The 5,104-nt window shown below is 39.3% G+C and carries 5 protein-coding genes; 2 read left to right on the forward strand and 3 right to left on the reverse strand.

Annotated features, from left to right (window positions below):
• Both VB654_RS22395 and VB654_RS22400 read left to right on the forward strand, forming a co-directional pair.
• Positions 1-263: hypothetical protein (locus VB654_RS22395; RefSeq protein WP_323216034.1), on the forward strand; the 263-nt coding region annotated here is incomplete at its 5' end.
• 3 nt (positions 264-266) lie between these two features.
• Entirely contained in the window at positions 267-1,691 is a 1,425-nt protein-coding gene (locus tag VB654_RS22400) for a hypothetical protein (protein WP_323216035.1), read from the forward strand.
• A 161-nt stretch (positions 1,692-1,852) separates the two neighbouring features.
• Here the strand turns inward: VB654_RS22400 and VB654_RS22405 are convergent, their stop codons facing one another.
• From VB654_RS22405 to VB654_RS22415, 3 genes are all read right to left on the reverse strand, one after another.
• The gene (locus VB654_RS22405) at positions 1,853-2,377 is read right to left on the reverse strand and encodes a hypothetical protein (RefSeq protein WP_323216036.1); all 525 of its coding nucleotides are present in this window, start codon (positions 2,375-2,377) and stop codon (positions 1,853-1,855) included.
• 280 nt (positions 2,378-2,657) lie between these two features.
• A complete protein-coding gene (locus VB654_RS22410) occupies positions 2,658-4,079 on the reverse strand; it encodes a GIY-YIG nuclease family protein (protein ID WP_323216038.1) in 1,422 nt (473 codons plus the stop codon).
• Positions 4,080-4,516: 437 nt separating this feature from the next.
• Positions 4,517-5,104: Tn3 family transposase (locus VB654_RS22415; RefSeq protein WP_323216040.1), on the reverse strand; the 588-nt coding region annotated here is incomplete at its 5' end.

The raw sequence follows: 5,104 nt of genomic DNA on the forward strand, positions 1-5,104 counted from the left end.
CAGGAATAAGGGGAACTCAGATGTATAGAAAAAACGGGTTTTTAACTAAGTTTATAGGGGTGCTAGTGTTCATCGTATCCGCCAACTATTTAATTATGGGATTGTACGACACTGGTTACAACTTGGCATTACTTGCAGACTGGATGCGTGAAAACCAAATAGATAGAAGCATTATTAATTTCATCAATGCTGGCATGATTCACATTGAGTTAATTATGATTGTGAGTTTTTTATTGGCTTTGCTGTTTGTATGGATGAAGTGAACCATGCAGGAGATAGAACAGTTCAACCACCAACTGAAAGCACAACGAAGAACAGCCACATTTTTATCAACTGCTTTGTTTATTGGTGGTGTTTCGTTGTGTTTACCACTGTTTGCAGATACTACCAAATATCCTGAAACATTATTCTGCTTTAATCCTGATACTGACGTGTGCGAGGGTCATCAAATCAAGCGGGGGATTAGTTGGATAATTGACCGGGAACGGCGTAACTTTACTTTTGATAACAAGGTGAAATTCTTACGGGTACTCCCACCAGAAGCACCCAAAGCACCCCTCTATGGTGTCCTGGGAACCGTTCTTTTAATTGGCGCGTATGGTGTAAGTAAATCACTCACAGATACACAGGAGAAAGCAATTCATTCTCAGTTCTCATTGTTGAAAATAAAAGCTTTGGAGAATGATATATATGTATCTAATCATCTGGATCTAACTGCATTCAGTAAACAGCATCAATCACAAATAACTAAGGAGATAATTGCACGGGACACCGCGGGGGCAATTGAACAATTGAAGACTGAAGGAGAACAGCAACTAGACCACATTAATGGACAATTACAAGGTGAAGTTGCCCTGAAAAGTCATGAACTGCAAGTAAGTGAACTAGACAAATCTATTGCTGACAATCGTTTATCTACTGCTGAGATTACCCGTAAATTAGACAAATTAAATAAATCCACTGGTGACACGGGAACTGCTACACAATCCCCTAATGAGTCCTTGAAAAATAGCTTAATAGATGCCCTAAAAAGTCACGAAGACGGGTATTTATGGACAATTATAAACAGCTTAAAACCATTGTGGTTGATTGGTAATCAAGGGTCTGGTAAAACTTATACTGCTAGTGCGATCGCACTCATCAGAAAATACTGCCTTGATGCACCAGTACACCAGCTTATTGATAGACACGCCACTGGTGATAATGCCGACGTGTGGAAATTGCTACAAGCTTACACACTAGCTGAAACTGAAGAAGATATTAGTACAGCTTTTGATGAATGTTGTGATAGATGGTTACAACGAATTAAGCAGAAGCCAAAGACTAAGCAGCAGGTGATTTGTGATGAATTTACCAATTTAAAATCATTATGCGGTGATACGGCGATCGCATTCTTCAAAATGTCCCTCACCGACACCCGCAAAGCCAAGGAGTATTTGCTGGGAATCACCCATAATGCCACCAATGAAAGCTTTCCAGATGGTACAGCATCAGCACGTAAGGCAGGGACAATTTTACTGGAGAAGTTCTCAGCCAATGGCGAAACACCACTTAGTAGGGTAGTTGTTCGGTATGGGTTGGTAGATGCCCTGGGGAACAGCCTAGAAGATATTGAGAAGACACTACCAGACTGGTTTCACCCTGGGAAGATTTATGATCACTTCAACAGTAAACCACTAAATTTTGATTAGCTCTTGAACTGGTGAAACTGCTAAAGTACAAGTACCATAAAAATACAGGAATACCCCTATATTTTAGGGTGTATTTTTTACTGTTGAAAAGTTTTCAGGAGCGCGATCACACTTTGGCATGACCCCTGTATTCGGCATTGATATAAGCACTCCCCAGATGCTCATTTCAACCCGTTAGCATCTTCAAGCAGTGATTTAGTATCAATAGATGTTTCTTCCCACATAAATTGTAAAACTGCTGATTTATCGAGAGACTCACTTTTATACTTTCTTGGTTTGTTAGTTATCGCCTGCTCTGCATCTTGTTTGATACCAGGAAATAGCTCAAATATCTTGGGTAATACGGCATCACGACATTCTGAAGCTACCTCATATTCATCTTTTAAGGAAGATTCTGCTTGTGATAAATTACATTGCCACCAACTCAAAGCAGCCAAGTGACGGTTTAGTAACTTGTCAATTTTTTTTGCTCTTTCTGAGTTACTGTCCTTCAGTAGATAAGCGTCTACCTCAGTTTTGGCGGAGGTAAGTTGTGTTGCATAGTTGCTTATATTTGTCCCAACACTGGTAGCTGAATCAACTTGTTGCAAAGCTTTTACGGCTTCTCCCAGTTCTTTTTTGTTGCTATCGCAAGAACTAATTAAGCAAGCAATGACAACTATAATTATTGCACGGTGACTTTTCATAAAATAAACTTGGCAGAACAACGGCAGAAAAATGAGATGCGGAAGCTATCCGCCAATTCTGCTATTGACTAATATTGTAATATTTTACACGATTATCACCAATAGTAAAAATACTGGAAACTGTATTTATTATAAATAAAAAACCTGTTAAAAAAGAACACCACTATCTCACAGTTAAAGGAAGGCGTTTAATCCAACAGATGCATGCATCAGTTTATCCACGGGGGTAAAGCAGCATGGCACGTGTTAAAACAGTTGAAAATGATAAAGCAGTTGTGATTTATTGTAGAGTCTCCACTTCGTGCTTGATTTTCGTTTTTAGTGCTGCATAAAACGCATCTAACTGTGAAATGTCATCTGCTTCCCATAAATCGCCATCATCAATATTTTCTGGCTGGAATACGTTACAGATAGCTGAACGCAAAATGACAGGCTCTTTTACAGCAATACCCCAAACATCACTTCCATAAATTTCCTGGTAATAACTGAGGTTGTTTTCTTGGAGGTGTAGTTCTTTATCAGCAAGAAAGCGGGTTTCGTCATATTTAAAAACACTCTCAACAGTAACCCACCCCTGAATTGCATTTATAGGAAAAGTTTCTTCGTCAAATTCATAGCTTTCTAAATATTCTTTTCCAGTTGTGAAATCGTAAAAATTTAACGAATGAACAAGCAATGTACTGTCTTTATAATTCAAGATCCATTTGTCTGGGTCGAAAAATATTAGCAATATACTATACTCACCAGCCAGCAATCCTAGTGCATTTTCAACATACAGAGAAACTGTTAAGTGTCTGGCATACCCTCGTTTATGATAAGCAGAAAATTCGTTAGGATTTATGTGGGTAACTTGGGCATAAAAATCTTTAATAAACTGAGAGAAGTTGAGTTTTGACTCTTTTGGCTTTGATTCTTCTGCTATCTTTTTTAAGACATTTAGGTATAGAGAACCTTTAGCAAGGTCTTTTTCAGGATCTTTGACACACATCAGTCCAAAACCAAAATTTCCACAATGGCTTCTAAATTTATTAAACTCTTCTGAATTTAATAAACGAGGCGGAACTATTAAGTGTCCAGAACCATAAGCATCATAGGAATGACCATCTTCGTATTCATTTGTGACTGTTTCTTCACATAAAAAAGTAGACCAAAGATAATATTGTTTTGGTTTATCACCTATTCCTACAATCAAAAAAACAGTGTCTCCTACCGTGTTGAGGACGGCTCTTTTATTGGTTGATACACCAGGTAAAACTTCGTCATACTCACATTCTTCTGCTTGTGACATATCACGCTTGTATTCAACAGGTAAATAACCCAGCGCATTGTAGTTATGGTACTGAATCCAAAACTTCGGCTCAGAGTCAACTGCCTTCTTCTTTCTGGCGGGTGTCCAAAGATTGCAGTTATATTCTGGATCTATTTCATTTATCCAGAACCGTTCTCTCTCTAATAACTTGTCTTCTGTGCATTTCTCAATAATTTTGAAATCAAAAATCCCTGTTTTCCCTGGCTTATCTACCACCTCTCTTAGTTCATATTTAAGAAAAGCGTGTCTGAGTGGGTAACTCCCTATTTCTAGGGCATTTGGACTGTCTAACCCCCGTGTATGCTGTCTCCATCTCCGGTATATATTTCGGGACTGCCCGATGTAAGACTTGCCATTAATCGTGTTGGAAATCTGATAAATACCACAGACCATTCTCGTACCTCCAACTTATTGGTGGGTATTGACAAAATCGTATATTTTTTTACCTAATTGTTTCACAACAGTTCGCCAAATATAGCTGCCTTTTATAAAAGTTTATGTTTCCTTTACCCCCATTAGCGAGTTTTACTTTGTCGCTAATGGGCGATATTGACGGTAGGGTAATTTTTTTCAATTGAAACACCGATAAACTTAGTTATCACAGGAATAGAAAGATTTTAATACAACGACTCAAAGTTAGTGATAGCAGCCATCTTGGGCTTAACGTACATTCCTGTGACAATGCTACTCACGGGATCACAGGGCATAAGCTGTAACACTACCCCAACATACAGTTTAGATGCTGGTATAGAAGACAGTATAGAATGGGGTGAAATGAGCAACGGTACAGAAAGTTACGCTAAGGCTGAAAGTCTTACTGGACAAGCATTCTAATCATCCTGTTCATTAGGGTCGTTTGGATCACGTAGCGATCGCATTTCCCCCTGCATAACGGCAACAGGCAAAGAGAAATGATAACGTCCCAACATATTGATGTGAGAATGTCCCAAAGGCGATAGCCGCGCTACATCTTCTTGATTTATGCCCTGTTGGGAGCCAATATTCGTCAGTGCAGCATTCATATAATATGTATTCCATAGTACCAAAGCATTAACGACCAAGCCCAAAGCCGAAAGTTGGTCCTCTTGTCCCTCCCGGTAACGTTGACGCAACTCTCCCTTTTGACCATGAAATATAACTCTGGCCAGCCCATGCCGACCTTCACCCCGATTTAGCTGAGTCAAAATTCGACGACGGTAAGCCTCATCATCGATATAGTTCAATAGGTACAAAGTTTTGGCTATACGCCCCAATTCCCCAATCGCCCGACCCAGAACAGAAGGTTTATCACCTCGGTATAAAGTTCGGATAATATCTGTTGCGCTCACCGTTCCCAACTTCAAAGAACCTGCAACTCGCAACATATCATCCCAATAATTCTCAATAAAAGAAGTATTGACCCGTTGCCGTGCTATTCC

The sequence above is a fragment of the Nodularia sp. UHCC 0506 genome (genome assembly GCF_034931045.1).
GTDB lineage: Bacteria > Cyanobacteriota > Cyanobacteriia > Cyanobacteriales > Nostocaceae > Nodularia.

Excerpts from the sequence above, each read along its gene's own strand:
- VB654_RS22400 (WP_323216035.1), top strand. The coding sequence starts at position 267 with ATGCAGGAGATAGAACAGTTCAACCACCAACTGAAAGCACAACGAAGA.
- VB654_RS22405 (WP_323216036.1), bottom strand. The coding sequence starts at position 2,377 with ATGAAAAGTCACCGTGCAATAATTATAGTTGTCATTGCTTGCTTAATT.
- VB654_RS22410 (WP_323216038.1), bottom strand. The coding sequence starts at position 4,079 with ATGGTCTGTGGTATTTATCAGATTTCCAACACGATTAATGGCAAGTCT.